General features: G+C 57.5%; 22 protein-coding genes. 13 read left to right on the top strand and 9 right to left on the bottom strand.

Features of this window, described 5'->3' with window-relative positions:
- Positions 1-2 precede the first annotated feature (2 nt).
- Positions 3-941 (bottom strand): 1-phosphofructokinase, encoded by a 939-nt coding sequence (gene fruK / locus G6041_RS01765; protein ID WP_004387452.1) that lies wholly within the window; start codon positions 939-941, stop codon positions 3-5.
- Positions 938-2071, bottom strand: coding sequence for a fused PTS fructose transporter subunit IIA/HPr protein (fruB, locus tag G6041_RS01760; RefSeq protein WP_012124267.1), 1134 nt, complete (start codon positions 2069-2071; stop codon positions 938-940). Before fruB ends, fruK begins: the two co-directional genes overlap by 4 nt.
- A 369-nt stretch (positions 2072-2440) precedes the next feature.
- Between fruB and setB the strand changes: the two genes are divergently transcribed.
- The gene (setB, locus tag G6041_RS01755) at positions 2441-3622 is read left to right on the top strand and encodes a sugar efflux transporter SetB (protein WP_012124266.1); all 1182 of its coding nucleotides are present in this window, start codon (positions 2441-2443) and stop codon (positions 3620-3622) included.
- Here the strand turns inward: setB and G6041_RS01750 are convergent.
- Positions 3619-3873 (bottom strand): YkgJ family cysteine cluster protein, encoded by a 255-nt coding sequence (locus G6041_RS01750; protein WP_004387449.1) that lies wholly within the window; start codon positions 3871-3873, stop codon positions 3619-3621. The genes setB and G6041_RS01750 overlap by 4 nt on opposite strands.
- 30 nt (positions 3874-3903) lie before the next feature.
- Positions 3904-4188, bottom strand: a complete 285-nt coding sequence (locus G6041_RS01745) for a hypothetical protein (protein WP_012124263.1) — start codon at positions 4186-4188, stop codon at positions 3904-3906.
- Between the two features lie 191 nt (positions 4189-4379).
- Between G6041_RS01745 and yeiP the strand changes: the two genes are divergently transcribed.
- A complete protein-coding gene (gene yeiP / locus G6041_RS01740) occupies positions 4380-4952 on the top strand; it encodes an elongation factor P-like protein YeiP (protein WP_004387446.1) in 573 nt (190 codons plus the stop codon).
- A gap of 64 nt (positions 4953-5016) precedes the next feature.
- On the opposite strand, the gene uxuA is transcribed toward yeiP, so the two are convergent.
- Positions 5017-6207, bottom strand: coding sequence for a mannonate dehydratase (gene uxuA / locus G6041_RS01735; RefSeq protein ID WP_012124262.1), 1191 nt, complete (start codon positions 6205-6207; stop codon positions 5017-5019).
- 206 nt (positions 6208-6413) lie between these two features.
- Here uxuA and G6041_RS01730 point away from each other — a divergent pair, with 206 nt between their 5' ends.
- From G6041_RS01730 to yejF, 9 genes are all read left to right on the top strand, one after another.
- Positions 6414-7880 (top strand): mannitol dehydrogenase family protein, encoded by a 1467-nt coding sequence (locus tag G6041_RS01730; protein ID WP_041460443.1) that lies wholly within the window; start codon positions 6414-6416, stop codon positions 7878-7880.
- Between the two features lie 130 nt (positions 7881-8010).
- A complete protein-coding gene (locus G6041_RS01725) occupies positions 8011-8997 on the top strand; it encodes a CobW family GTP-binding protein (protein ID WP_012124258.1) in 987 nt (328 codons plus the stop codon).
- Between the two features lie 30 nt (positions 8998-9027).
- Positions 9028-9735, top strand: a complete 708-nt coding sequence (locus tag G6041_RS01720) for a phosphatase PAP2 family protein (protein ID WP_007851281.1) — start codon at positions 9028-9030, stop codon at positions 9733-9735.
- 426 nt (positions 9736-10161) lie between these two features.
- On the top strand, positions 10162-10731 hold the full coding sequence (gene mepS, locus G6041_RS01715) for a bifunctional murein DD-endopeptidase/murein LD-carboxypeptidase (RefSeq protein WP_004387441.1): 570 nt from the start codon (positions 10162-10164) through the stop codon (positions 10729-10731).
- Between the two features lie 169 nt (positions 10732-10900).
- On the top strand, positions 10901-12463 hold the full coding sequence (locus tag G6041_RS01710) for a cyclic di-GMP phosphodiesterase (RefSeq protein WP_012124257.1): 1563 nt from the start codon (positions 10901-10903) through the stop codon (positions 12461-12463).
- Positions 12464-12558: 95 nt separating this feature from the next.
- Entirely contained in the window at positions 12559-14364 is a 1806-nt protein-coding gene (locus tag G6041_RS01705; RefSeq protein ID WP_012124256.1) for an extracellular solute-binding protein, read from the top strand.
- Positions 14365-14372: 8 nt separating this feature from the next.
- A complete protein-coding gene (locus tag G6041_RS01700) occupies positions 14373-15470 on the top strand; it encodes a microcin C ABC transporter permease YejB (RefSeq protein ID WP_004387440.1) in 1098 nt (365 codons plus the stop codon).
- On the top strand, positions 15467-16492 hold the full coding sequence (locus G6041_RS01695) for a microcin C ABC transporter permease (protein WP_012124255.1): 1026 nt from the start codon (positions 15467-15469) through the stop codon (positions 16490-16492). The genes G6041_RS01700 and G6041_RS01695 overlap by 4 nt, the downstream gene beginning before the upstream one ends.
- Position 16493: 1 nt before the next feature.
- Positions 16494-18083 (top strand): microcin C ABC transporter ATP-binding protein YejF, encoded by a 1590-nt coding sequence (gene yejF, locus G6041_RS01690; RefSeq protein WP_012124254.1) that lies wholly within the window; start codon positions 16494-16496, stop codon positions 18081-18083.
- 3 nt (positions 18084-18086) lie between these two features.
- On the opposite strand, the gene G6041_RS01685 is transcribed toward yejF, so the two are convergent.
- The 3 genes from G6041_RS01685 to rsuA all read right to left on the bottom strand — a co-directional run bounded on the left by G6041_RS01685 (position 18087) and on the right by rsuA (position 20685).
- Positions 18087-18431 carry a YejG family protein gene (locus G6041_RS01685; protein ID WP_004387437.1) on the bottom strand — a complete coding sequence of 115 codons (345 nt, stop codon included), beginning with the start codon at positions 18429-18431 and terminating at the stop codon, positions 18087-18089.
- A gap of 334 nt (positions 18432-18765) precedes the next feature.
- Positions 18766-19962 (bottom strand): Bcr/CflA family multidrug efflux MFS transporter, encoded by a 1197-nt coding sequence (locus G6041_RS01680; RefSeq protein ID WP_012124252.1) that lies wholly within the window; start codon positions 19960-19962, stop codon positions 18766-18768.
- A gap of 15 nt (positions 19963-19977) precedes the next feature.
- On the bottom strand, positions 19978-20685 hold the full coding sequence (gene rsuA / locus G6041_RS01675) for a 16S rRNA pseudouridine(516) synthase RsuA (protein ID WP_012124251.1): 708 nt from the start codon (positions 20683-20685) through the stop codon (positions 19978-19980).
- A 170-nt stretch (positions 20686-20855) separates the two neighbouring features.
- Here rsuA and G6041_RS01670 point away from each other — a divergent pair, with 170 nt between their 5' ends.
- Entirely contained in the window at positions 20856-22616 is a 1761-nt protein-coding gene (locus G6041_RS01670) for a DEAD/DEAH box helicase (protein ID WP_012124249.1), read from the top strand.
- 126 nt (positions 22617-22742) lie between these two features.
- Positions 22743-23027: a 50S ribosomal protein L25 gene (rplY, locus tag G6041_RS01665; RefSeq protein ID WP_004387433.1), complete on the top strand. Its 285-nt coding sequence runs from the start codon at positions 22743-22745 to the stop codon at positions 23025-23027.
- Between the two features lie 100 nt (positions 23028-23127).
- On the opposite strand, the gene yejK is transcribed toward rplY, so the two are convergent.
- Positions 23128-24132, bottom strand: coding sequence for a nucleoid-associated protein YejK (gene yejK, locus G6041_RS01660; RefSeq protein WP_012124248.1), 1005 nt, complete (start codon positions 24130-24132; stop codon positions 23128-23130).
- Positions 24133-24245: the final 113 nt, after the last annotated feature.

Here is a 24245-nt window from a genome sequence, read left to right as displayed (position 1 = left end):
TGTTAGTGGAAGGGTTTTAAGTCGACACGCGCCATCATTGCGGCCAACTGTGTCCTGTCGGTGATGCCGACGTTGCTCTGGCTGACCGCCAGCGCCGCCACCGCCGTTGCAAGACGTAGGGTATGTTCACTGGATTCACGCATCAGCAAGCCGTAGATCAGGCCGCCAACCATGGAATCCCCTGCCCCGACCGTACTGACGACGTCACAGGACGGCGGTTTGGCGATCCATTCACCCGACGCGTTTACCCACAGCGCCCCTTCCGCGCCCAGAGAGATCACCACATGGGCGATACCCTGTTCGCGAAGCGCGTGAGCCGCCTCGATAACATCTTTGAGTTCCGGCAGCTTGCGGCCAGCCCAAATCTCCAGCTCACGGCGGTTCGGTTTCACCAGCCACGGCGCGGCTTTCAGCCCGGCGACTAGTGCCTCGCGGCTGCTGTCGAAAATGATGCACGGACACTGGCTGCGCAGACGGGTCATCCAGTCGGTAAACGCTTCCGGAGAAACGCCCGATGGCAGGCTGCCGCTGACGCATACCATGTCGAACTGGCCAAGCCAGGTTAAGGAGTCATTAACGAAACGCTCCCAGTCGGCAGGCGTCACTTCAAAACCAGAGAAGTTAAGGTCGGTCACTTCGCCGTCTTTTTCCGTCAGTTTGACGTTAATGCGGGTACGGCCCTGCACCACCTGGAAACGGTTGGCGATGCCAAGTTCGCTGAACAGCTGCTGAAAGCCGTCCTGGTTATCTTTACCGAGAAAACCGCCCACGGTGACGTCGATACCTAAATCTTTGAGCACTTTGGCGACGTTAATGCCTTTACCCGCAGCGTGCAGGCCGGTAGTCCGCACGAGGTTAACTTCGCCGCGCTCAATCTCTGCGCAGTAACCTACCAGGTCATATGCCGGGTTGAGAGTAATAGTGGCGACACGTCTGCTCATGCTGCGCCCTCCCCGAGACCCGCGTTGATGGCTTCGCCGATGGCGTCCAGCGCCGCCTGCGCATCGTCGCCCTGTGCGGTAAAGCGCAGGCGATGGCCTTTCTTAACGCCGAGCGCCACGACTTTCATCAGGCTGCGGCCATTCGCCGGTTTACCGGTGCCGTCGAGGTTGGTGACGGTGACATCGCTATTGAACTGTTTGATGGTGTTCACAAGCACCGTGCCCGGACGAGCATGCAGGCCGTGCTCGTTACGCACGGTGAATTCGGCGCTCAGCACATCTTCGCCTGGCGCGTCATCGCTGGTCAGCAGCGTCAGCAGCGTGGCGGCGTCGGCGTTCAGCAGACGGTCAGCTTTGTTCGCGATCAGCAGTTCGCTGACGCGGCCCAGTACCTGCAGCGGCTGATCGTCAGCGACCGCGACCGTCAGCAGCAGGCCGACGTTTTCGCCATCCTGCGTGAACGGCTGCGCCGGACGGCTCACCGCGACCGCGCTGGCGAGGTTGCCCTGCGCGCTGTCAGCAAGCCAGACGCCCTGGCCGAGGTTCAGCGGTTTAGCGTTAATCACATGGCTTACGAACTCCGCATCCACCGCGCCCGCTTCGCTGAGACGACCGGCGTTCAGCGCCTGTAACGTCACAAGGCTCGTGGCCGCAACGTCAAGCGTGAGGGTGTCGTTGTCCAGTTTCATGCCCGCGCTTTGCTTCTCGCCCATGAGCAGCGCACGCAGCTCTTCGGCGGTGGTCGCGGTTTTCAGCTGTTCAGCAATCGCATCGTCGCTCAGCACATGGGTGAGCTGACGCAGCAGGCCTAAGTGTTCATCGGAGCTGGCCGCGATGCCGATGGCGACGTACGCTACCTGATCGTCGCCCCAGGCGACGCCCTGCGGGAACTGAAACACCTGGACGCCGGTTTTCAGCACCTGGTCACGCGTGTCCGTCGTCCCGTGGGGAATGGCGATGCCGTTGCCTAAAAAGGTGGAGGTTTGCTTCTCGCGGGCCATCATGCCGTCAACATAACCGGCGCTGACGTTGCCCGCTTTCACCAGCGCGTCAGCAACCTGACGAATCGCGGCTTCTTTATCTCCGGCATGAGCGCCGGGATGGATATCCTGAACAGATAACTGGAACATGGTCTCCTCGCTTGCTGAACCCGAATCGTTTCAGCCGTTGTGAGAAAAAGAGCGTTGTCACGCCAAATGAGCAAAACGAGACAACGCTGAAACGTTTCAAGAAAGTCTGCATTCTCCGCGCTCTGCGCGCAAGAAAAGCCGTTATTGACGTGTTGAATATTAGAGATCCCGCACATTTCACCCCTTAGTGAAACGCGGCGGGTGCCAGGTTCAGCTTTTTTCCGGGAAGGTTCAGCTGGCTTCAGCAAAGCGGCAAAATGATTATGAAATGCTATTTTGATTTTTTGTGGCGTCGTGGCGTCGGGTTGCTGTTCAAATAATGACAAGAGGCGTAAACTCCGCCCCTTCTTTACCGATACTGCTTACGCTATGCAAAACGACTCCCTCGCGGCCCCGCGGCGTCCGCTCGATTTCACATCAGCCTCGTTTCTGATCGTTGCTTTTCTCACCGGTATTGCGGGCGCGCTGCAAACCCCGACGCTGAGCCTGTTTCTGACGGAAGAGGTACACGCACGTCCGGCGATGGTCGGCTTCTTTTTTACCGGTAGTGCGATTATTGGCATTTTCGTCAGCCAGTTTCTGGCCGGGCGCTCGGATCGTAAGGGCGACCGTAAATCCCTGATTTTCGCCTGCTGCCTGCTGGGCGCGCTGGCGTGCCTGTTGTTTGCCTGGAACCGCAACTATTTCATTTTGCTGTTTGTCGGTGTGTTCCTGAGCAGTTTTGGTTCGACCGCCAACCCGCAGATGTTCGCGCTGGCGCGCGAGCACGCCGATCGCACCGGGCGCGAAGCGGTGATGTTCAGTTCGGTGCTGCGCGCGCAGGTGTCGCTCGCCTGGGTGGTCGGGCCGCCGCTGGCGTATGCGCTGGCGATGGGGTTCGGCTTTCAGGTGATGTATGTCAGCGCCGCGGCGGCGTTTGTGCTGTGCGCGCTGATGGTCTGGTGCTTTTTACCGTCGATGCGCAAAGAGCCGCTCGCGACCGCCGCGCCGCTGGAAGCGCCGCGCCGCAACCGGCGCGACGCGCTGTTGCTCTTTTCGGTGTGTACGCTGATGTGGGGCACCAATAGCCTCTACATTATTAATATGCCGCTGTACCTGATTAACGAGCTGCGCCTGCCGGAAAAACTGGCGGGCGTGATGATGGGCGCTGCCGCCGGGCTTGAGATCCCGGTGATGCTGATTGCAGGCTTCTACGCCCGTAAATTCGGCAAACGCTTTCTGATGCGGGTCGCGGTGGCGGCAGGCGTGCTGTTTTATCTCGGCATGCTGACGCTGCACAGCCCGGCGCTGCTGCTGGCTTTACAGCTGCTGAATGCCATTTATATCGGCATTCTGGCCGGTATCGGCATGCTTTATTTTCAGGATCTGATGCCAGGCCAGGCGGGTGCGGCGACCACGCTGTACACCAACACCACGCGCGTGGGCTGGATCATCGCCGGGTCGCTTGCGGGCGTGATTGCGGAGCTACTCAACTACCACGCGGTGTTTTATGTGGCGCTGGCGATGACCGCAGGCGCGGTCTGGTGTTTGTGGCGCATTAAGGACGTTTAAGGCGCGGTCAGCGCCTCAAGGTGAATAAGAAAGGTCATCGCCTCGTGGCGGCTTTCGCCGCACATCTCTTTCGAAGGCTGAAGGCCGCCGCAGACTTTCGGGCGCAGCGGCGAGCCAAACAGCTTACAGCGCAGGCGTTCGTCAAGCTGGACGCAGGGCGTATTGGCCGGTTTGCCGTCGGGCATGCCCGGGATGGGGCTTGAGATCGACGGTGCGGTGCAGCAGGCACCGCAGTCGGGGCGACATTCCATACATTCTCCGTGACGACGCTCAGGCGTCGGTCAGTGATTTTTCAAGCAGCAGCCGGTAATCTGCCACCTCGCCCTTCTTTTCCAGCCCGATAACCTGGTAACCGTTGCGGAAAAGCAGCATAAGCCTGGCGCCGATTCATAGCCGAGCGTAAAGCCCACCGGCTCTGCACCGTCATACGCCACCAGCGCGCAGGCGACGCGCTCGCCGATACGCTGGCGGATAGCCTGCGCATCATGCAGGCCGGCGAACTCCGGGATCAGACGATAAACGGTAGCCGTTTCTTCAGGCAGGACATGACGGATGGAAATCGGCATGGCGGCTCCTCGCGTGAAAGCCGGGCATTGTAGCGTTTTGCCTCGCCCGGTACAGCACTGATGTCGAAAAACTCACCGCGCGCGACTTTTTCGGTACGTCTCGCAATGTACGTAATTCCGCTTGCCTGGCGCGTGCCTCGCGAGTAACTTGTCGCGATATTTTGCATATTCCAGCTTAACAGGACACGTCGATGCCAAGAGCGAATGAAATTAAAAAAGGTATGGTGCTGAATTACAACGGCAAACTGCTGATTGTGAAAGATATCGATATTCAGTCGCCGAGCGCGCGCGGCGCGGCTACGCTGTACAAAATGCGCTTCTCTGATGTCCGCACCGGGCAGAAGGTGGAAGAGCGTTTTAAAGGCGACGATATTCTGGACACCATTACGCTGACCCGTCGTTTTGTCGATTTCTCCTACGTCGACGGCAACGAGTATGTCTTTATGGATAAAGAAGACTATACGCCGTATACCTTCACCAAAGACCAGATTGAAGAAGAGCTGCTGTTTATGCCGGAAGGCGGCATGCCGGATATGCAGGTACTGACATGGGACGGCCAGCTGCTGGCGCTCGAACTGCCGCAGACGGTGGATCTGGAGATTGTGGAAACCGCGCCGGGCATCAAAGGTGCCTCCGCGAGCGCCCGCTCCAAGCCTGCCACGCTCTCAACGGGCGTGGTGATTCAGGTGCCGGAATACCTGAGCGCCGGTGAGAAAATCCGCGTGCATATCGCCGAGCGCCGCTATATGGGCCGCGCCGAGTAATCGCCGCCCTGAGAAAAGACAAAGCCCCGCCAGTGCGGGGCTTTTTTTATGGCGGTGCTGACGGTTACAGCAAATCCGGGAACAGTACTTTTTTCAGCGCCAGCTCCACACCGCGCACTTCCGCAAGCCCTTTCAGGCGGCCAATCGCCGAATAGCCGGGGTTGGTTTTCTTGCGCAGATCGTCAAGCATCTGGTGGCCATGATCCGGACGGAACGGGATCGGGCGCAGATCGCCTGCTTTTTTACGGCGTTGCTCTTCGGTCAGAATCGCTTTTACCACCGCGACCATATCGACGTCGCCATACAGATGCGCGGCTTCATGGAAAGTTTTCGGGTTCGCCTCGCGGCAGGTGGAGCGCAGATGCGTGAAGTGAATGCGATCGGCGAAGGTTTCCACCATCCGCACCAGGTCGTTATCCGCCCGCACGCCGTATGAGCCGGTGCACATGGTGAAACCATTATGAATGCTGTCGACGGTCTCTTTCAGCCACTGCATATCTTCAATGGTGGAGACAATGCGCGGCAGGCCGAGGATCGGGCGCGGCGGATCGTCCGGGTGGACTGCCAGGCGCACGCCCGCTTCTTCGGCCACCGGGACAATCGCTTTCAGAAAATACGCCATGTTGTCGCGCAGCGCGGTCTTATCGATATGGTCATATTCGCTCAGGCGGGCGCGGAACTGATCCAGCGTATAGCCCTCTTCCGCGCCCGGCAGACCGGCGATGATATTGCGCGTCAGCGTCTCAATCTGCGCCTCGCTCATGGCGCTGAAATAGTCCTGCGCCTGGCGCTGTTCATCGTCGGTGTAATCATGACGCGCGCCGTCGCGCTTTAAGATATGCAGTTCAAAGGCCGCGAAGGCGATGTGATCGAAACGCAGCGCTTTTGAGCCATCCGGCAGCGTGTATTCCAGATCGGTACGCGTCCAGTCAAGGATGGGCATGAAGTTGTAGCAGACGGTATCGATGCCGCAGGCCGCCAGATTGCGGATGCTCTGCTGGTAGCTTGCGATGTAACGATCGTACTGGCCGGTATGGGTTTTGATATCTTCGTGCACCGGAATGCTTTCGACCACCGACCAGGTCAGGCCTTTCTGCGCCAGCTCCGCCTGACGTTTTTTGATCTCCTCCACCGGCCAGACTTCGCCGTTGGGAATATGGTGCAGCGCAGTGACGATGCCGGTCGCTCCGGCCTGTCTGATGTCGTCCAGCGAAACCGGATCGTTCGGCCCATACCAACGCCAGGTTTGTTCCATCTCCCTCTCCTTAAAAAGTTGTTATACCAATATCACTAACCTCTATGATGACTACCATACATGTTTACCTAAAACCGTCAAACCACATGCTGTCCGCTATTGATCCAGCTCACAAACCCCGGATATTTACGGCACACCAATTCAATTTGTTGTCATATAACTTTACACTGATTTTGTTAAATAATGGTTATCAGGATATGTGAGAAATGAATAATATCGCTTCCGCCACGCTGCCTGCTTCGGTCCAACGCCCCACTTACGACCGCCGCGCCCTGCAAACCCGCATCGTGCATTTTGGCTTCGGCGCGTTCCACCGCGCGCATCAGGCACTGCTGACTGACCGGGTGCTTAACCTGAACGGCGGCGACTGGGGTATCTGCGAGATAAGCCTTTTCAGTGGTGATGAATTGATGAGCGCGCTGCGCGCCCAGGATCATCTTTATACCGTGCTGGAAAAAGGCGCTGACGGTAATCAGGCTATTATTATTGGCGCGGTAAATGAATGCCTCAACGCGAAGCTCGACGGGATGGACGCGATTATTGAGAAATTCTGCGAGCCGCAGGTCGCTATCGTCTCATTAACCATTACCGAAAAAGGCTACTGCATCGATCCTGCGACCGGTCAGCTTGATACGCAAAACAGCCGTATCGCGCACGATCTTGAAAACCCGCACCAGCCGCAATCCGCGCCGGGTCTGCTGGTTGAGGCGCTGCATCGCCGCCGCGAGCGCGGGCATGCGCCGTTTACCGTGCTCTCCTGCGATAACATTCCTGATAACGGCCATGTAGTGCGCGAAGCGGTGCTCGGCATGGCGCATCAGCGCGATCCTGCCCTTGCGCAGTGGATAGCCGACCATGTGACATTTCCCGGCACGATGGTGGATCGCATCGTCCCCGCCGCGACGCCGGAATCGCTGGCGGAAATTGCCGACGCTCTCGGCGTTGCCGATCCGTGCGCCATCAGCTGTGAGCCATTCATTCAGTGGGTGATTGAAGATAATTTCGTCGCGGGCCGCCCGGCCTGGGAGGACGCGGGCGTCCAGATGGTGGATGACGTGCTGCCGTGGGAGCAGATGAAATTAAGAATGCTGAACGGCAGCCACTCTTTTCTCGCGTATCTCGGTTATCTGTCGGGCTATGCGCACATCAGCGACTGCATGAACGATACACACTTTCGCGACGCGGCGCGCCAGCTGATGCTGCGCGAACAGGCACCGACGCTGCGCATTACTGGCGTTGACCTTACCGGCTATGCCGACAGCCTGATTACGCGTTTTGCCAACCCGGCGCTGAAGCACCGCACCTGGCAAATTGCCATGGACGGCAGCCAGAAACTGCCTCAGCGTATGCTCGATTCGGTGCGCTGGCATTTGCAGCACGGGGGCGAATGGTCGCTGCTGGCGCTTGGCGTGGCGGGCTGGATGCGCTACGTCAGCGGCGTAGATGACCGCGGCCAGCCTGTCGACGTACGCGACCCGCTCGCTGAAAAAATCGCGGCGCTGGTACAATCGAGCAGCGAAGATGAACGCGTCGGCGCGCTGCTGACGCTCAAAGAAGTCTTCGGTGAAGATCTGCCGCAGCATCCGCTGTTTATTCATACGCTGAATGCCGCCTGGCAGTCGCTGTGCCGTCTGGGCGCGAAAGAGGCGGTTGCCCGGCTCGCACGCCGCTGATTTTTAACCCTGAATGCTTTTAACGCGGACGCGCGCCTGCCCGTCCGCGTTTTCTCTTCTCATGCCCATTATTTTTATCCAGAATGTCGCCTGATGATTTATTCCCGTCAGATATTTATCAGGAGCGCACGTGACCCGTACCAGTCTCATTACCGGTTTTCTTGGCAGCGGAAAAACCACCACGATCCGTCATCTGCTGGCCCATAAAGATCCTGCGGAAAAGTGGGCCGTCCTGGTCAATGAATTTGGCGAAGTCGGCATCGACGGCGCGCTGATGGCCGACAGCGGCGCGATGTTAAAAGAGATCCCCGGCGGCTGCATGTGCTGCGTTAACGGCCTGCCGATGCAGGTTGGATTGAATACCCTGCTGCGCCAGGGAAAACCCGATCGCCTGCTGATTGAGCCAACCGGACTTGGCCATCCGAAGCAGATCCTCGATATGCTGACCTCAGCGGTCTATGAACCCTACATTGATCTGCGCGCCACGCTTTGCCTGCTCGACCCGCGTCAGTTGCTGGATGAAAAATATGTCGCCAATGACAATTTCCGCGACCAGCTGGCGGCGGCAGATATTATCGTTGCCAATAAACAGGATCGCAGCGATGCGGCAAGCCTTGCGGCGCTGAACGCCTGGCGCGACGAATACGCCGCCGACCGGGAACTGGTGTTCGCGACTCAGGGTGAAATCGACCCGGCGTTGCTTGATAAGCCGCGTCTTAACCTGCGCGAGCTGCCCGCCAGCGCGCATCATGCGCATTCACATGCCACACGCAGCGGCCTTGCCGCGCTGAGCCTGCCGGGCAATCAGCGCTGGCGTCGTAGTCTTAACAGCGGTCAGGGGCATCACGCCTGCGGCTGGATTTTTGATGCTGATACGGTGTTCGATACTATCGGCATACTGGAGTGGGCTCGGCTGGCACCGGTTGAGCGCGTAAAAGGCGTGCTGCGCATTCCTGAAGGGCTGGTGCGTATTAACCGCCAGGGGCAGGATTTTCATATCGAAACCCAGAGCGCGCCACCGCCGGACAGCCGCATTGAGCTGATTACCGCCGCTGAAACGGACTGGAACGCGCTTCAGTCCGCTCTGTTGAAGCTTCGTTTAAACACCTCGCTTTAACGTTACCCTTTTGTGAAACTTCAGACGCCCATGATGACTTCCCGTTTCCCCGCGATCCTGCTGCTTAATCTGGCAGGTGCCGTCCTTTTTCTTTCCTGGTATCCGCCGGCGCAGACCGGATTCTGGTTTACCCTTGATGCCGGGATTTTCCACTTTTTCAATCACCTGGCCGCCACCAGCCACAGCTTTTTATGGTTTCTGGCGATAACGAATAATCGCGCCTTTGACGGCTGCTCGCTGCTGGCGATGGGCCTGCTGCTGCTCTGGTACTGGCGCAAGGCCACCCCGCCTGGCCGCCGCCACATCATTATTATGGGCATTGTGATGCTGCTTTCTGCGGTGGTGCTGAACCAGCTTGGGCATCTGCTGCCGGTGTCGCGCCCGAGCCCGACGCTGACTTTTGAAGACAGCCTGCGCGTGGGCAAAATGGTGGGGATCTCCACCAAAGACGCCTCGACCGACAGTTTTCCGGGCGATCACGGCATGATGCTTTTAATATTTGCGGGTTTTATGTGGCGTTATTTCGGCGCTAAAGCTTTCGGGCTTGGCCTGCTGATATTCTGCGTTTTCGCGCTCCCGCGCATGATGATTGGCGCGCACTGGTTTACCGATATCGCCGTTGGCTCTTTGTCAATCGTTTTTATTGGTCTTCCGTGGATTTTATTGACGCCGCTTAGCGATAAAATAATTACCTGGCTTAATAATCATCTACCTGGTAAAAAAACAACAAATTCATAACAATTAATAAATACTTTAAAAGTATGTTCAACAGGGATCGTTAAGGGTTCCTGTTTATTTTATAGACACACCTTCCCGAACGCCTTTCGCAAGACTTTCATATATTCGTCATAAAAATGAATAGGTTGTCTATTTTTACGACAAATCGTGAGTCCTTATCCTTTCTTTGCCACTGCTATACCGGGCATTACAATTTCTTATAAAAAAATAAATAAAACCACTCGCCATATGGGGTTTGTTCAGGTAATCTCGGGAGCGTTTTGCGGTTTAAGGGCATTTATTGGTAATGCAAATAAAAAGTGTGGCCTACCACACAATTTAGCTCACCAGGAATTGTCTTACCCCCCAGAGCTCATTAGTCTCGGCACGTTTAGCATTTTTTATAACGATTTTTATCGTTAAGGACTTCAAGGGAAAACAAACATAATGGTCAAATCTCAACCAATCCTGAGATATATCATGCGGGCCATTCCCGCAGTCGCTGTGGCAGTTTTGCTTTCAGCATGTAGCTCCACCAATACCGCAAAAAACATGCATTCTGAGACGCATGCAGTAGGTGAAAACGACGGGCTGTTACTGCAAGCCTCTCAGGATGAATTCGAACAGATGGTCCGTACGCTGGATGTGAAATCCCGCATTATGGATCAATACGCTGACTGGAAAGGCGTGCGCTATCGCCTCGGCGGCAGCACTAAAACCGGCATCGATTGTTCCGGCTTTGTGCAGCGAACCTTTCGCGAACAGTTTGGTTTAGAACTCCCGCGCTCTACGTATGAGCAGCAGGAAATGGGCAAGCCGGTCGATCGTACCCGGTTGCGCTCCGGCGATCTGGTGCTGTTCCGCGCTGGATCTACCGGCCGTCATGTCGGCATTTACATCGGCAACAATCAGTTTGTGCATGCGTCCACGCGCAGTGGCGTCATGATTTCCAATATGGACGAACCGTACTGGAAGAAGCGCTATAACGAAGCGCGCCGCGTACTGAGCCGTAGTTAATCCGGTATGACGATTTCCCTTGATCGTCCTTGCTGAATAAAAAAACGCTGCTGATGCAGCGTTTTTTTCGTCTGTGTCTCTGTTCTTGCCGCTTCTGTAACCCCTCACCTCAGGCGGGTTTTCTGTTAAGCTGGTTTCACGCCAGTTGCTCGCACAGGAACTAAAAAGGATGTTATCCAGTCCGCCTTTTGCTTCAACACTGTCCACGCCCCGTAAAATTATTCTGGTCGGTATTGCGACAGGCCTGGCCCTGGCGTTGATTATCACGATCGCTGCCCGCGGCTGGCTGCATCAGCAGCGTGAGAATCAGTACGATCTGCTGGCGCGGGATATTCATCACTATCTCAATACGTATTTTGCCCAGCTGAAATCCTCCGCCGACGCGCTGCAACCGCTCACCCTTGCGGAATGCGGCACCGTGTCGTCTGAGCTTACTTCTCGTGCGGCGTTTAACCTCAACGTGCGCGCTTTTTTACTGGTCAGAGACGGCGCGGCCTACTGCTCTTCCGCCACCGGCAAGCTTCACCTGCCGCTTCGCAATCTCGCTCCGGATATCGACACTCATAAAACGGTTGATATCAGCATTATTCCGGGCACGCCAATGATGCCCGATAAACCGTCCATTGTGATGTGGTTCGGCAATCCGTTGATGGAAGGTCGCGGGATCGTCACTACGCTTAACGTGAATCTCACGCCGTATCTGGTCTACACCGCGCGCCAGAACGATCTCAACGGCCTGGCTCTGGTAGCGAAAGACAGGGCGCTGACCACATTTTCCGGCAAGGTCATGACGCCAGATGAACTGCCCGCCTCACCGCTGCGTAGTGAAAGCGTGCAGGGCTATCCGCTGAAGCTTTATCTCTATGGCGACACCATGCCCGCCGAAGACCGCCATCTGGCACTGCTGCTCGGTTTATTAATTGGCCTGCTGGGTGGCACACTGACGGTGATCCTGCTGGCGCTGCGCGCACGATCGGGCCGTGAGATCGTCAGCGCCATCAAGCGCAATCAGTTTTTCGTGGTTTACCAGCCGGTGGTGGACGCCGCCACGCGTCAGATCCGCGGCGTCGAGGCGCTGATGCGCTGGGAACACCCGAGCGCGGGCATGATACCGCCGGACGCGTTTATTAATTTCGCCGAGGCCCAGGGGCTTATCGTTCCCTTAACCCGCCACCTGTTCAGGCTCATCGCCCAGGATGTACCGCGCCTGCAACAGACGCTACCGCCGGGTGCCAAGCTCGGTATTAATATTGCGCCCGGTCATCTTCATTCCGCGCAATTCAAAATGGATATTCAGAAGCTGCGCGCCTCGCTGCCGCCGGATTATTTCCAGCTGGTATTTGAGATAACCGAGCGCGATATGATCCGCGAGGAAGAAGCGCTGGATCTTTTTCAGTGGCTGCATGAGCAAGGCTATGAAATCGCGGTCGATGACTTTGGCACGGGCCACAGCGCGCTTATCTACCTTGAGCGCTTCACGCTGGATTACCTGAAGATCGATCGGGGGTTTGTGAATGCGATCGGCACCGAAACGATCACCTCGCCGGTACTGGATGCCGTCATCAGCCTTGCGAAACGCCTGAATATGGCGACAGTTGCCGAGGGCGTGGAGACGCAGGAGCAGGCGAAATGGCTGACCGTGCGTGGCGTGAACTTCTTACAGGGCTACTATTTCAGTCGCCCGATGCGTGCCGCCGATCTGCCTGCCAGCATGAAAGAAGCCGACGCATAACGCGGGGCTATTTCACAATCGCGCGCGGCTCCCTTATTATGCAGCCATGCTGTTACCGCGCCCGTTCAGGCCCCGGAGAAGGACACACCACCTCAATGATTGCACGCGCGTTCGTTTTGCTCGCTCTTATGTTCAGCGCTGTTTGCCAGGCGCAGACCATTCATGAAAGTTACTCCCTGGCGGTGCTCGGGGAGCCGAAATATGTCGTTAACTTCAACCATTTCGATTACGTCAATCCGGCGGCCCCGAAAGGCGGCAACATCACGCTTGCCGCCATCGGCACGTTTGATAACTTCAACCGCTACGCGCTGCGCGGCAACCCTGGCGTGCGCACCGAAACGCTCTACGACTCGCTCTTTACCAGCTCTGATGACGAGCCGGGCAGCTACTACCCGCTGATTGCCGAAATGATCCGCTACCCGGACGACTTTTCATGGGCGGAGGTGACGATAAACCCGCAGGCGCGTAACCACGACGGCTCCCCCATTACCGCGAAAGATGTGGCGTTTACCTTCCATAAATTTATGACCGAAGGCGTGCCGCAGTTCCGGCTCTACTATAAAGGCGCGACGATGAAGGCCATCGCGCCGCTGACGGTGCGCATTGAGCTGGCGCAGCCTGGTAAAGAAAATATGCTCGGTCTGCTGACGTTGCCGGTAATGCCGGAGAAATTCTGGCGCAACCATAAGCTCAGCGATCCGCTCTCCACACCGCCGCTTGCGAACGGCCCTTATCGCGTCAGCCAGTGGCGAATGGGGCAGTATATCGTCTACTCCCGCGTGAAGGATTACTGGGCCGCTAACCTGCCCGTGAACCGCGGCCGCTGGAATTTCGACACCATCCGTTACGACTACTATCTCGATGACAACGTCGCTTTCGAGGCGTTTAAAGCCGGCGCGTATGACTTCCGCCCGGAAACCAGCCCGAAAAACTGGGCGACGCGCTATACCGGCAGTAATTTTGACCGCGGCTATATCGTCAAAGACGAGTTTGAAAAAACCACCGCGCAGGACGCGCGCTGGCTGGCATTCAACATTCAGCGGCCTTTCTTTGCCGACCGCCGCGTACGCGAGGCGATTTCACTCGCCTTTGATTTCGAATGGATGAATAAGGTGTTGTTCTATAAAGCCTGGCGGCGGCCGAACAGCTATTTTCTGAATACCGAATACGCGGCGCGCCACTATCCTGACGCCGACGAGCTCACCCTGCTGGCACCGCTTAAAAAAGAGGTGCCGCCTGAAGTCTTTACCCGCATCTACGAGCCCCCGGTGTCGCGCGGCGACGGCTTTGACAGAGAGAATCTCCTCAAAGCGCTGGCGCTGCTGAAAGAAGCGGGCTGGGAGCTTAAAAATAACAAGCTGGTGAACCGCGAAACCGGCAAACCGTTTACGTTTGAACTGCTGCTCGGCTCGGAGGGCAATAACCAGTGGGTGTTACCCTTCCAGCACAGTCTGACGCGGCTGGGCATTACGATGACCATTCGTCAGGTGGATAATTCGCAGCTCACCAACCGACTGCGCAAACGCGATTTCGACATGATGCCGACGCTCTATCGCGCGTCGCCCTGGCCCGATACCGGATTGCAGATAAGCTGGGCCTCAGACTATATCGACTCCTCGTGGAACACCCCCGGCGTACAGAACCCGGCGGTGGATAAACTGATAGCGCAGATTATCGCAAACCAGGGCAATCAGCAGAAGCTGCTACCGCTCGGCCGTGCGCTCGACCGCGTGCTGACCTGGAACTATTACATGATCCCGATGTGGTACGCCGCCGCGGATCGCGTGGCGATGTGGAACAAATTCTCGCGCCCCGCCACCAGCCCGCTCTACACGATTGGCGTTGATACGTGGTGGTATGACGTCAATAAAGCCGCCACGCTGCCAGAAGCACGGCGCTGAGGAGAATTATGGGCGCTTACCTGCTTCGCCGCTTACTGCTGCTGATCCCGACACTCTGGGCCATCATCACGCTTAACTTTTTCATCGTACAGATAGCGCCCGGCGGCCCGGTGGATCAGGCGCTTGCCGCTATCCAGTTTGGCAGCGCCAGCGGCATCCCCGGCGTTCAGAACGGCGGGATGCAGAGCAGCCGTCCGCAAAACGGCGTGATGAACGTTAACGAGAGCCACTACCGCGGCGCCCGCGGGCTCGACCCGGAAGTGGTCGCCGAAATCACCCACCGTTACGGGTTCGACAAACCGCTACATGAGCGCTACCTGAAAATGCTGTGGGATTACGCGCGTTTCGATTTTGGCGACAGCCTGTTTCGCAGCGCGTCGGTCATCGATTTGATAAAAAACAGCCTGCCGGTCTCGGTCACGCTCGGCCTGTGGAGCACGCTGATAATCTATCTGGTGTCGATTCCCCTCGGCATTCGTAAGGCGGTGAACAGCGGCAGCCGCTTCGATGTCTGGAGCAGCGTGGCGATTATCACCGGCTACGCCGTGCCTGCCTTTTTGTTCGCCATTTTACTGATTGTCGTTTTCGCCGGCGGCACCTGGTTTGATCTCTTCCCGCTGCGCGGGCTGGTCTCGGCTAATTTCGACACGCTGCCGTGGTATCAGAAAATTACCGACTATCTCTGGCACATTACGCTGCCGGTGCTGGCGACGGTGATTGGCGGCTTCGCGACGCTCACCATTCTTACCCGCAACGCGTTTCTCGATGAGATCCGCAAGCAGTATGTGGTAACGGCCCGCGCCAAAGGGCTTGGCGAGCAGCAGATCCTCTGGCGTCATGTGTTTCGTAACGCCATGCTGCTGGTGATTGCGGGCTTCCCGGCCACGTTTATCAGCATGTTTTTCACCGGTTCCGTGCTGATTGAGGTGATTTTCTCGCTCAACGGCCTCGGGCTGCTGGGCTATGAAGCCACCGTGTCGCGCGATTATCCGGTAATGTTTGGCACGCTCTATATTTTCACCCTGGTCGGCCTGCTGCTGAATATCCTGAGCGATATCACTTATACGCTTGTCGACCCACGCATTGATTTCGAGAGGCGTGGATGAGAAGACTCAATCCGGTCAATCAGGCGCGCTGGGCGCGGTTTCGTCATAACCGGCGCGGCTACTGGTCGCTGTGGATTTTCGCGATAATTTTTGCCTTAAGCCTCTGTGCCGAGCTTATCGCCAACGATAAACCGCTGGCGGTGCATTATCAGGACCGCTGGTATTTACCGCTTATCCATAACTACAGCGAAAGCGATTTTGGCGGGCCGCTCGCCACGCCTGCCGATTATCAGGACCCATGGCTGCAACAGCGGCTGGAAGATAAAGGCTGGGTGCTGTGGGCGCCGGTGCGTTTTAGCGGCACTGCGATTAATTTCGCGTCGGATCACCCCTTCCCTGCCCCGCCGTCGGCGCAAAACTGGTTGGGCACCGACGCCAACGGCGGCGATGTGCTGGCGCGCATTCTGTATGGCACGCGCATCTCCTTGCTGTTCGGGATAATGCTGACGCTCTGCGCCAGCGCCATCGGCATTACGGTTGGCGCAATCCAGGGCTACTACGGCGGCAGAATCGATCTGTTCGGCCAGCGCTTTATCGAGATCTGGTCAGGCATGCCGACGCTGTTTCTGATCATTATTCTTTCAAGCGTGGTGCAACCGGGCTTCTGGTGGCTGCTTTTGATAACCGTGCTGTTCGGCTGGATGACGCTGGTAGGTGTGGTGCGCGCCGAGTTTCTGCGTACCCGCAATTTTGACTATATCCGCGCCGCCCAGGCGCTTGGCGTCAGCGACCGCGCGATTATCTGGCGTCATATGCTGCCAAACGCGATGGTGGCGACGCTGACATTTCTGCCGTTTATTCTGTGCGGCTCAATTACCGTGCTGACGGAGCTCGATTTCCTGGGCTTCGGGCTGCCGCTCGGCTCGCCCTCGCTCGGCGAGCTGCTTTTGCAGGGCAAGAATAACCTCGAAGCGCCTTGGCTTGGCCTCACCGCCTTTTTCTCGCTGGCGATTTTACTGTCGTTACTCATTTTTATCGGCGAAGCGGTTCGCGACGCCTTCGATCCCGGTAAGGCGGTCTGATATGGCGCACCCTCTGCTTTCCATCGACAATCTTTCCATCGCGTTTCGCCAGCAGGGCGTTGAGCGCCAGGTGGTGGATTCGCTGTCGCTGGCTATTGAACCGGGCGAAACGCTGGCGCTGGTGGGCGAATCGGGCTCCGGCAAAAGCGTCACGGCCCTTTCCGTGCTACGCCTGCTCCCGTCGCCGCCGGTGGTTTATCCGCAGGGCGATATCCGCTTTCAGGGGCAGTCGCTGCTGCACGCCAGCGAACGCGAACTGCGCGCGGTGCGCGGCAACCAGATAGCGATGATTTTTCAGGAGCCAATGGTTTCCTTAAACCCGCTGCATACCGTGGAAAAACAGCTTTATGAAGTGCTGTCGCTGCACCGCGGAATGCGTCGCGAGCCCGCGCGCGCTGAGATCCTCACCTGCCTTGAGCGCGTCGGTATTCGCAACGCATCGCAGCGGATGAACGATTTCCCGCACCAGCTTTCCGGCGGCGAACGCCAGCGCGTGATGATCGCGATGGCGCTGCTGACCCGCCCGGCCCTGCTCATCGCCGATGAACCGACCACCGCGCTGGACGTCACGGTGCAGGCGCAGATCCTGCAACTGCTGGCGGAGCTTAAGCGCGAACTCAACATGGGGCTGCTATTTATCACCCATAACCTGAATATCGTCAAACGGCTCGCGGATAACGTGGCGGTGATGCAGAACGGGCGTTGCGTGGAGCAAAACCGCGCCGCGGCGCTGTTCGCCGCGCCCGCGCATGACTACACCCGTCGCCTGATTAACGCCGAACCCGACGGTTCTCCGGTGCCGCTTCCTGAGCCTGCCGTACCTTTACTCACTGTGCGTGGGCTGAGCGTGGCGTTTGAGAAGCGTCGCGGGCTGCTGCGGCGCGTCGCGGGCTATCATCATGCGCTCAAAAATTTAAGCTTTACGCTGCATGCGGGCGAAAGCCTGGGGCTGGTGGGCGAATCGGGGTCGGGCAAGAGTACGTCAGGGCTTGCGCTGCTGCGCCTTATCGCCTCAAAGGGCGAGATTGTTTTCGACGGGCATCCCCTGCACACACTCAACCGCCGCGCGCTGCTGCCGCTGCGCCGCCGCATTCAGGTGGTATTTCAGGATCCGAACTCATCGCTCAACCCGCGTCTTGATGTGCAAAGCATTATCGCCGAAGGGCTGCGCGTCCATCAGCCAGCGCTGACCCCGGTTGAGCGCGAAGCGCAGGTGATTGATGTGATGCGCGAAGTGGGGCTCGATCCCGAAACGCGCCACCGTTACCCGAGCGAATTTTCCGGCGGCCAGCGCCAGCGCATCGCCATCGCGCGGGCGCTAATCTTAAAACCCGAGTTGCTTATCCTGGATGAACCGACGTCGTCGCTCGATCGCACCGTACAGGCGCAGATCCTTTCACTGCTGAAAAAGCTACAGCAAGAGCATCAGCTCGCTTACCTGTTTATCAGCCACGATCTCCAGGTGGTGCGCTCGCTGTGTCATCAGGTGGTAGTGTTGCGTCAGGGAGAGGTGATTGAGCAGGGCGACTGTCAGACGGTTTTCGCCGCCCCGCGTGAGGCTTATACGCGCGAGCTGTTAACGCTGCGCTGAGGCTCAGAAAGGATTCTGGCCGGAAAACGGCTCGGCAATCGCCACGCCGAAATTCTTCAGACGACAGGTGGCCGCGAACTCATCCTGATGGCTCACGAACAGGCACGGCTCGCCTTCGCACTCCAGCACGGAGCAATCCACCGAGATATCATTCAACGCCTGGCTGAGCTTCTGCATCACCGGCCAGGCTTTTTCGCCGTCCGGGCTTAACAGGCGCAGGCCAACCAGACAGTTGTCGCAGTCCGGGCCCTGTTGCGGAATCGGTTCAACTTTTGAACCGGCGAAACCCGCCCGCCACCGATAGCTCTGCGGCAAGCGATGAACGATAGAGAGTTGTAGCGTATTCAAGATAGTGTCCCCGGAAACATAAATTTTACAAGTCATTCACATAAAGATTAACACATGTTGACAAAAAGTGATCGTGTCAACAAAGAAAACGGTTTCATTGCCACCGCATTCTCCGGTTATTTCCTCACCAACGAGGCGGTTATTTTGTGCGTTGGCTCGCATTTTGGCGCTATATGTACCCCGTTACGCGCCCCGACACAACCTTTTTTAATACAAGGCCGTGACTTTTTACGCGATATATTTTTACATTCAGGAAACGAAAATGACTCAAGAAAGCGCGACAGAGGGGCTTAATGCGTGAGTAAAAGGCGGGAGTGATACTCCCGCGAGAAGATCAGACAGCGCGTCGGCGAGGACGACTGGCGTAGAGATAAAAGAGAATGGAACAGGTAGCGCAGAAGAAGATGGAAAGCAGCATTGGCCAGGCGGAGTTGAACGTCGCCATAGAGAGCAGCGCGCCCATAATCGCCCCGATCCCGAAGCGGAACGTGCCCGCGAGCGACGAGGCCGTGCCCGCCATATGCGGAAACTCATCCAGGATAACCGCCATCGCGTTGGACGCCACCAGCGACACACAGCCAACAAATGCCGCCACGCCCAGCACCAGCGACCAGAAACCGATATCAAACTGCGCGCTAATCACCAGCCACACGGCCATCGCAAACTGAATAAACAGCCCGGCGCGGAACATTTTCAGCGCGCCCACGCGGCGCACAAAGCGGCTGTTAATGATGGTCATCACGAACAGAAACACGATATTCAGCGCGAAGTAATAACCGAAGTGTTGCGGCGAAACGTGATTCAGTTCGATATAGACAAACGGCCCGGCGCTTAAAAACGAGAACATGCCGGCAAAGCTGAAGCCGCTCGCCAGCATATAGCTCAGGACGCGCTTATGGCGAAACAGCGTGGCGAAGTTGCCAAGCGTGGTGCGAAAGTGAAACTTCTGGCGACGCTCTACCGGCAGCGTTTCGCGGATAAGAAAGAAAATCATGGCGCAGGCGAGCAGCGCCAGCACCGCGAGGATCCAGAAAATCACGTGCCAGTTAAACCAGACCAGCACCGCCCCGCCCGCCATCGGTGCCAGCAGCGGCGCGATGGTTGTCACCAGCATCACGAAGGACATCATGCGCGAGAACTCTTCCTTCGGGTAGATATCGCGCATCAGGGCGTTAATCACCACGCTTGCCGCCGCCGCGGAAAGCCCGTGCAGAAAACGCATATAAATGAGCTGATCGATGCTCTGGGCCAGCGCGCAGGCGATGGCGGCCGCCGCGAATATCAGCGTGCCGCCGAGAATAACCGGCTTGCGTCCCAGACTGTCGGCCATCGGCCCATAAAAAAGCTGGCCGATAGCAAAGCCCAGAATATAGGTGCTGAGCGTCATCTGGGCGCTGCCCGCCTCGACGCCAAACTCGCTGGCGATAACCGGCAGCGCCGGGAGATACATATCGATAGAGAGCGGCATCAGCATGGCCAGCAGGCCAAGAATAAACACAATACCCAGCGACGAATTCTGCCTGGTGGTCACAGTTGACTCCTGAAATTAGCGTGACGGCATGCCAACGCTGGCAATTTCGTCTTCGGTTAACGGGCGGTATTCGCCAGGCGCAAGCTCAGGATCGAGTTCAATCGCCCCGATGCGCTCGCGATGCAGACCGACAACGTGATTACCCACCGCCGCAAACATGCGCTTCACCTGATGATAGCGCCCTTCGCTGATGGTGAGACGCACTTCGGTCGGGGTGATCACTTCAAGCTGCGCCGGTTTGGTGAGATCTTTTTCATTGTTGAGCTGTACGCCTTTGGCAAACAGCGCCGCGGTGTCATCCGCCACCGGCGATTCCAGCGTCACCAGATAGGTTTTCTCGCAATGGTGGCGCGGCGAGGTGATGCGGTGCGACCACTGGCCGTCGTCAGTCATCAGCACCAGCCCGGTGGTGTCGATATCCAGCCGCCCTGCGGCGTGCAGCTTATGCGCGACCGGCTCGTCCAGAAAATAGAGCACCGTCGGGTGATCCGGATCGTCGGTGGAGCAGACGTAGCCCTGCGGTTTGTTCAGCATAAAATAGCGCGGGCCGTTCTGCTGGATGAGCGGATTGCCGTCATACTCGACGTCGTTATCCGCCAGCAGTTTAAAAGCGCTGTCTTTTACAATCTCGCCATCCACCGTGACCCGGCTGGCGCGAATTTCACGGCCAGCAATAGCGCGGCTGACGCCAAGCTGCTGGGCGATAAATTTATCAAGTCGCATTACGTTTATAAGCCTGTTGTTGATGCAGTTCCGACGCGGGGGCGGGCAAAGCGCCCGTCAATATGCTTGAAGCGGAATCAGAGCCGTCAGTATAACGGGCAATGGCCCGCTCACAAGATGAAAATGATTCGTGGCATAATATTAGCGTGATCCCTATTTCTGCAGGCCCCATGTCCTTTACTTTACGTCCCTACCAGCGCGAAGCGGTGGATGCCACCCTTAACCATTTTCGCCGCCACGACGCGCCAGCGGCGATCGTTCTGCCGACCGGCGCAGGCAAAAGCCTGGTGATAGCCGAACTGGCGCGGCTCGCACGCGGCCGTGTGCTGGTGCTCGCCCACGTGAAAGAGCTGGTGGCGCAAAACCATGCGAAATATCTGGCGCTCGGGCTTGAGGCCGATATTTACGCGGCCGGTCTCGCGCGCAAAGAGAGCCACGGCAAGGTCGTGTTCGGCAGCGTGCAGTCGGTGGCGCGCAACCTCGACCATTTTCAGGGAGAATTCTCGCTGGTGATTGTCGATGAGTGCCATCGCATCAGCGATGATGACGACAGCCAGTATCAGCAAATTCTCACGCACCTGCGTAAGCAGAACCCGCGCCTGCGCTTACTGGGGCTGACCGCGACACCGTTTCGCCTCGGCAAAGGCTGGATTTACCAGTTCCATTATCACGGCATGGTGCGCGGCGATGAAAAGGCGCTGTTTCGCGACTGCATCTACGAGCTGCCGCTGCGCTATATGATTAAGCATGGCTACCTGACGCCGCCGGAGCGCCTCGATATGCCGGTGGTGCAATATGACTTCAGCCGCCTGCAGGCCCAGGGCAACGGGCTGTTCAGCGAGGCCGATCTCAACCGGGAGCTAAAACAGCAGCAGCGCATCACGCCGCATATCGTGAGCCAGATAGTCGAATTCGCCGCTGACCGGCGCGGCGCGATGATTTTCGCCGCAACCGTCGAGCATGCGCGCGAAATCACCGACCTGCTGCCTGCCGGCGAAGCGGCGCTTATCACCGGTGAAACGCCAGGGCGCGAGCGCGACGCGATTATTGAGGCGTTTAAAGCCCAGCAGTTGCGTTTTCTCGTCAACGTGGCGGTACTCACCACCGGCTTTGACGCGCCGCATGTGGATCTCATCGCTATTCTGCGCCCGACTGAATCGGTCAGCCTCTATCAGCAGATTGTCGGGCGCGGGCTGCGGCTGTCGCCGGGCAAAAAAGATTGCCTTATCCTTGATTACGCGGGCAACCCGCACGATCTCTACGCGCCGGAAGTGGGCGCGCCGAAGGGTAAAAGCGACAACGTGCCGGTGCAGGTCTTCTGCCCCGCCTGCGGTTTTGCCAATACGTTCTGGGGCAAAACCACGGCGGATGGCACGCTTATCGAGCATTTCGGCCGCCGCTGCCAGGGCTGGTTCGAAGATGACGAGGGCCACCGTGAACAGTGCGACTACCGCTTCCGCTTTAAAAACTGTCCGCACTGCAATGCGGAAAACGACATCGCTGCGCGGCGCTGCCGCGAATGCGACAAGGTGCTGGTAGATCCGGACGATATGCTGAAAGCGGCGCTGAAGCTTAAAGACGCGCTGGTGCTGCGTTGCGGCGGCATGCAGCTCCAGCCAGGCGCCGATGAGAAAGGCGAATGGCTGAAAGTGACCTATTACGATGAGGACGGCGCTGACGTCAGCGAACGCTTCCGCCTGCACACGCCCGCGCAGCGCACCGCCTTCGAACAGCTTTTTATTCGCCCGCACACCCGCACGCCGGGCGTGCCGCTGCGTTGGATAACCGTCAACGATATCGTCGCCCAGCAGGCGCTGCTGCGTCATCCCGATTTTGTGGTGGCCAGGCTCAAAGGCCAGTACTGGCAGGTGCGTGAAAAGGTGTTCGATTATAACGGGCAGTTCCGCCGGGCCAATGAATTACGCGGATAGCGGCGGTTTTCGTTGCCCCTGCGCGTTCAAATAGCTATAATGCCGCCCGCTTTTGCATCCGCAAAGCCAGTCATTTGCCTGTTGCTGGGTCGCCTGTAACAGGTTTCTTTATTAAGAGAGATGTCAATGTTTACTATCAACGCTGAAGTACGTAAAGAGCAGGGTAAGGGTGCGAGCCGCCGCCTGCGTCACGCCAACAAGTTCCCGGCTATCGTTTACGGTGGCACCGAGGCTCCGGTTGCAATCGAACTGGACCACGACAAAGTGATGAACATGCAGGCTAAACCGGAGTTTTACAGCGAAGTGCTGACTCTGGCTATCGATGGCAAAGAAGTTAAAGTAAAAGTTCAGGCTGTACAGCGTCACCCGTACAAACCGAAACTGCACCACATCGACTTCGTTCGCGCGTAAGTGCAATGAAGAAAAAACGCCGCGCTATGCGGCGTTTTTTTTGCCTGTGATTCAGGCGCAAAAATTAAGGGCGGAAATTCCGCCCTTTTTCATTTCACGTTTATTTGCCTGACGTCCGGCGCTGTAGCTGATCGCGCAGGTTCGGCGGCGTGCCTTTAATGGTCAGCGTGTCGGTCGCCGGATCCCAGAAAATACGCTCGCCAAGCAGCATGGCGTCGAAGTTAATCGTAAGCCCTCCGCCGCTGCCGGCGTATTTGGTCAGCTGACGCAGCGTGCTGCGGTCCGCCGGGAAGGTCTCTTCCAGCTCATAGCCCTGCTCCGCCGTAAACTCCTGGAAGCTTTTCTCGCCAAAACTCGGCAGCTCTTTGGAAAGCTCAGACAGCGCAATTTCTTCGCCCGCCTGCAACTGCTCGTTACAGTAGCTGTAGACCTGCGCGCGCACGTTCTGGCGCTCGGCTTTATCGAGCTGCGCCTCGGCGGTGAAATCATCCAGCGCCTGCAACAGCCCGCGGTTCTGCGCTTTGGTATCAAGCCCCACGCTCGCGCCCAGGAAATCCATAAAGAAATCGGCGACCTTGCGCCCTACCCGGCCTTTCAGGAAGGTTAAGTAGCGGGTCGATTCCGGGTTGGTTTCCCATTCGGTCAGATCGATGCGCGCGACGATATCGGCGTGGTTGATATCCAGATAGTGCGTGGTGCTGATGTCGAGCTGTTCGTTAACGCGCATGCTGCTTAAGTTGTTCAGCACCGCCACCAGCAGGTATTCGACCGCGAGATAACGATAGTGACAAAACAGCACGATGCCGCCTTCCGCGAACGGGTATTTCGCCAGCTCGTCACGCAGACGGCCGGTGGCCGCGCGGCTGAACGCCAGGAAATCTTCATCGCCGCGGCGGCACTGGCGCAGCGCCTCGGCAAGCTCGCTCTCTTCGTTAAAAAGGCCGTAGGCTTTGCTTTTCGCGCTGTAGACGCGATGCAGCTCGGCCATCATTTCCGTGACCGTATTGCCTGGTTCAAGCAGCGAGTCGCGCAGGATAAGCTCAAGATTCTGCTCATCGCGCTTAATTAACTGATGTAAGGCAATCTGGTTGATATCCAGACTCATGATAAACTCTCCTGTTGGGCAGGGGCGTATTCAACCACTGCCTGCCGTCCTGCGCAACCGCTGATAAAAAAGCGGAAATAAAGCCACTGCTACGGTAAGATATTGGACTTTCC

It is taken from the genome of Cronobacter sp. HA18003 (assembly GCF_011605905.1).
Lineage (GTDB): Bacteria > Pseudomonadota > Gammaproteobacteria > Enterobacterales > Enterobacteriaceae > Cronobacter > Cronobacter sakazakii.
Note: the sequence above shows the minus strand (reverse complement) of the source record. Positions and strands in the feature narration are given on the sequence as shown.

What these genes read in the sequence shown, in the direction of transcription:
- yeiP (WP_004387446.1), top strand. Translation starts at nt 4,380, where the DNA reads ATGCCAAGAGCGAATGAAATTAAAAAAGGTATGGTGCTGAATTACAAC.
- uxuA (WP_012124262.1), bottom strand. Translation starts at nt 6,207, where the DNA reads ATGGAACAAACCTGGCGTTGGTATGGGCCGAACGATCCGGTTTCGCTG.
- G6041_RS01720 (WP_007851281.1), top strand. Translation starts at nt 9,028, where the DNA reads ATGATGACTTCCCGTTTCCCCGCGATCCTGCTGCTTAATCTGGCAGGT.
- setB (WP_012124266.1), top strand. Translation starts at nt 2,441, where the DNA reads ATGCAAAACGACTCCCTCGCGGCCCCGCGGCGTCCGCTCGATTTCACA.
- yejF (WP_012124254.1), top strand. Translation starts at nt 16,494, where the DNA reads ATGGCGCACCCTCTGCTTTCCATCGACAATCTTTCCATCGCGTTTCGC.
- G6041_RS01750 (WP_004387449.1), bottom strand. Translation starts at nt 3,873, where the DNA reads ATGGAATGTCGCCCCGACTGCGGTGCCTGCTGCACCGCACCGTCGATC.
- fruK (WP_004387452.1), bottom strand. Translation starts at nt 941, where the DNA reads ATGAGCAGACGTGTCGCCACTATTACTCTCAACCCGGCATATGACCTG.
- G6041_RS01670 (WP_012124249.1), top strand. Translation starts at nt 20,856, where the DNA reads ATGTCCTTTACTTTACGTCCCTACCAGCGCGAAGCGGTGGATGCCACC.
- G6041_RS01695 (WP_012124255.1), top strand. Translation starts at nt 15,467, where the DNA reads ATGAGAAGACTCAATCCGGTCAATCAGGCGCGCTGGGCGCGGTTTCGT.
- rsuA (WP_012124251.1), bottom strand. Translation starts at nt 20,685, where the DNA reads ATGCGACTTGATAAATTTATCGCCCAGCAGCTTGGCGTCAGCCGCGCT.
- yejK (WP_012124248.1), bottom strand. Translation starts at nt 24,132, where the DNA reads ATGAGTCTGGATATCAACCAGATTGCCTTACATCAGTTAATTAAGCGC.
- rplY (WP_004387433.1), top strand. Translation starts at nt 22,743, where the DNA reads ATGTTTACTATCAACGCTGAAGTACGTAAAGAGCAGGGTAAGGGTGCG.
- G6041_RS01700 (WP_004387440.1), top strand. Translation starts at nt 14,373, where the DNA reads ATGGGCGCTTACCTGCTTCGCCGCTTACTGCTGCTGATCCCGACACTC.
- G6041_RS01705 (WP_012124256.1), top strand. Translation starts at nt 12,559, where the DNA reads ATGATTGCACGCGCGTTCGTTTTGCTCGCTCTTATGTTCAGCGCTGTT.
- G6041_RS01730 (WP_041460443.1), top strand. Translation starts at nt 6,414, where the DNA reads ATGAATAATATCGCTTCCGCCACGCTGCCTGCTTCGGTCCAACGCCCC.
- mepS (WP_004387441.1), top strand. Translation starts at nt 10,162, where the DNA reads ATGGTCAAATCTCAACCAATCCTGAGATATATCATGCGGGCCATTCCC.
- fruB (WP_012124267.1), bottom strand. Translation starts at nt 2,071, where the DNA reads ATGTTCCAGTTATCTGTTCAGGATATCCATCCCGGCGCTCATGCCGGA.
- G6041_RS01710 (WP_012124257.1), top strand. Translation starts at nt 10,901, where the DNA reads ATGTTATCCAGTCCGCCTTTTGCTTCAACACTGTCCACGCCCCGTAAA.
- G6041_RS01745 (WP_012124263.1), bottom strand. Translation starts at nt 4,188, where the DNA reads ATGCCGATTTCCATCCGTCATGTCCTGCCTGAAGAAACGGCTACCGTT.